Genomic DNA, 3,261 nt, shown 5'->3' with positions numbered 1-3,261 from the left:
GAACCGAGTCCGCGCACATTCCCCGGCAGCGTGGCGAATCGCTGCCGGAAACCGCGGTGCGCTATGCCGAGGAACGCCACCGGGACGTCATGCCGAGCACGGGCACAGCAGAGGCGGAGCCGAACCCGTACGAGCCGGTGACCGAGGACCGGAACACCCTCGATGCCCGCCGGGCCAAGGAACTCGCGGAGCTCTTCGTGGAGTTCCTTCGGACGAACAGCGCCCCCGAGGGACTGTTCACGGACGATGTGTTCCTGGACTTCAGTCTGCCGCAGTGGCGGCTCCAGACGGTCGGCCGCGACCATCTCGTGGCGCTGCGCCGCGGCAGCCATCCCGCCCTCGGCAGCGTTCCACGCCACCGTGTCGATGTCACCGGGACCGGGCTCGTCATCGAGTTCGAGGAGCGCTGGGAGGACGCCGACGGCGTCTGGTACTGCCGTGAACTGCTCCGCGCCGAGGTGCGCGACGGCTCGATGAGCGAGGTGTCCGTCTACTGCACCGGCGACTGGTCCCCCGAGATCCAGGCCGCTCACCGCCGCGAGGTGACGCTCGTTCGGCCCTGAGGGAGCGGGACGGGAAGCGGGGTGGCCGGTCAAAGGTGCCTCAGGCGACTCATGCGGCCTACAACCAGTCGCCCCGAATCCCTTGATCACGACGTCGCGGCCTGATATTCATGATCACATCTTCCTCACGCGATCTTCACATGCGGACGACTAGAGAGAGCCTTTGGCGACCTGCCTTTCCCGCGCGACACGGTTAACGCCGGCCGCGGCCGTTCCAGGTCCCTTCACTCCCTCTCCGTAGCGGGAAGTTCCGTGCCGGTACCGGCCGGAAGACCCCTCAGGACACGCCGGCGAAGGCCCGTCCCATCACCGACGGGCCCTCGTTCGCCTTCGCCTCCCCACCGGGATGCCGCATCCGGCTCCACATCACCTTCACCTCTCTTCACCTGCTTTCGACAAGGGAACGCATGCCTGCCTTCTGCCCGCACTGCGGCGGTGCCGTGACCGACGAGGCCCGCTACTGCGCTTCGTGCGGCCGGCCCACCACCGCTCCGGCGCCCGCTCCGTCCCCTGCCACGCCGCCGCCTCCCGCGTCGCCGCCCGCCGTTCCGGGCACCGCGCAGGTTCCGTCCGCCGCGGCCACGGCGCTGACCCGCCTGGTGACCGGCGACTGGATCGCGCCTGCCCGCATCGCCGCCCTGCCGACGGCTCTCCTGCTGCTCGTCTCCCTGGTCCTGACGGCGACCGCGGCAGCCGACGACGCCCCCTTCGGTGCTGCCTTCCTCACGGCGCTCGCCGTCGTCCTGTCGGCCCTCGGCGCCCACCCGGGACTCGAGCTGACGGAGCGGGGCTCGGCCTCGTTGGCCTCGCTCGACCTCTCGTTCATGCCGCTCGGACTGACACTGCTGTGGGCGGCCGCGCTGTGGTTCGGTGCCCGCCTGCATCTCCGTGGCGCGGCCGCCGCCGGCCGGCAGCTCGGCACCACGGAGACCCTGTTCCTGGGCGTGCGCAGCGTGCTGTCGGCCGTGCTCGGGTCCGTACTGCTGGCCTGGACGGCCGGTACCTCCGTCGCGCTCGCGTCGTCGGACGCCTCCGACGCGTCGGCCGTCTACGTGGCTCGTCTCCTGGACCTGTCGGACGTCACGGTGTCCGTGACGTGCTCCCCGTTGCGCGCGGCCTGGTGGACCTTGCTGCTGGCGTCCCTGGTGCTCTTCCCCACGCTGGGCCGGACATCGATGTCAGCCTGGGCCGCCCGTCGGCCGGGGCTGGGCGACTGGCTCCGCGCGGCCCGCCGGGCGGGCGTGGCGCTGGCCGTGCCCCTGTCGCTGGTCGGCCTCGGCGCCGTGGTCTTCGTGGTGTCCCAGGCAGGGCTCTCCGCGCTGATACCGGCGCTGCTGCTCGCCCCCAACATGGCCGCGACCCTCCTTGGCCTGGCCTGCGGAGCGTCGGTCGAGTTCACCAACACCCTCACGGACTCCTCGTCCTGGAACGAGGGCGGCGACGGCTCGGACACGTCGACGGCCGTTTCCCTGTTCGAGCTCCACGACCTCAGCGGGTGGGTCTGGGCGTCCGTGCTGCTCGGCGTGGTGGCCGCGCTCGTGCTGGGCGCGGGTGTCCTCCGCGAGTCGGTCCGCCCGGCCGCCGCCGTGCGCGCCGCGGTGTGTTTCGTCTCGGGATTCCTGCTGCTGGCCGTCATGGCGGGAGTCGGGCTCGAACTGTCCTCGGACATCGATGATTCGTCCGCCCTGGCCTGGGCGCTCAGCACGTCCCTGGACCTTTCCACCACGGACGGCAGCGCGCTGACGGTCGGGCCGGCCATCCCCGGTGTGCTGTTCGCGGCGACGGTATGGGCGGCCCTCGGCGCGTTCGGCGTACCGGCGGCGGCTCGCCGGCTCGGCATCACCCGTATCGAGGACGTGCCCGGAGTCGCCGCCTTCGTCGGACGCCTGACCGGTCGGGCCCGGCACACGGCGCCCGCCGTGGCCCCCGCCCCCGTCTCTGTCGCTGTCCCCGTTCCGGCCTCCTCCCCCGTCCCGGTTGCCGCCGCCCCCGCTCTGCCCGTCGCCGCGCCGGTGTCGCCGCAGGCGCCGGAGGTCCCGCCCGCCGGGATGGTGCCGCTGAGCGCCGATGAGCCCTCTCCTTCGACGGACTCGGGCGACGCCGAAAACCCGGCGGACCCGGAACCGGAACCCGAACCCGGACCCGTCGAAGCCGCCGACGGCCGACCCGCGGAGACAAGCGCGGACGAGGCCGCCCCGGCCCAACCGGAGCCGACGGCCGCCCCGACCGGATCCACCGAGCCGACGGCCGAGGCGGCGGGCACCGCGCAGGAGCCGACCGAACCGGAGGACGAACCGAAGGACGAACCGGCGGGACCCACCGCCGAGCCCACGGAAAAGCCGGCGGAACAGGCGGACGAACCTGCCGTCGCGCCCGAGGACGAGTCCTTCGTCGAGCCGGCCGAGCAGACGCCCACCGCGGTCGACGCGCCTCCGGCGAGTCCTCCGGCGCCCCCGGCGTTCACCCCCGTCGCTGGTCTCCCCAAGTCGCCCGCCACGGCACACCCCGGCGCGCAGCCCCAGGCCGCGCCCGCCGGAGCGGAAACCCACGCCGCCGCCTTCGCCGGACTGCCGACCGGCAGCATGGCGTACCCCGGTTCCCCGCATCAGGTCGTTCACGCCCCGGAGCAGCCCCGGCCGGTACGGCGGCGGATCGGCTGGGGTGTCATCACGGCGACCGTCGTGGCGAGCGCGGTGCT

Annotated in this window: 2 pseudogenes; both read left to right on the top strand. The window is 73.1% G+C overall.

Going from position 1 to position 3,261, the window contains the following annotated elements:
* Positions 1 to 101: pseudogene (locus ACWEBX_RS38435) on the top strand (bifunctional DNA primase/polymerase); the annotation flags it as partial.
* Positions 102 to 970: 869 nt separating this feature from the next.
* Positions 971 to 3,261: pseudogene (locus tag ACWEBX_RS38430) on the top strand (hypothetical protein); the annotation flags it as partial.

Source organism: Streptomyces sp. NPDC005070 (assembly GCF_053600395.1).
The sequence above is the reverse complement of the archived record's forward strand: the minus strand, read 5'-3'. Positions and strand labels throughout refer to the sequence as shown.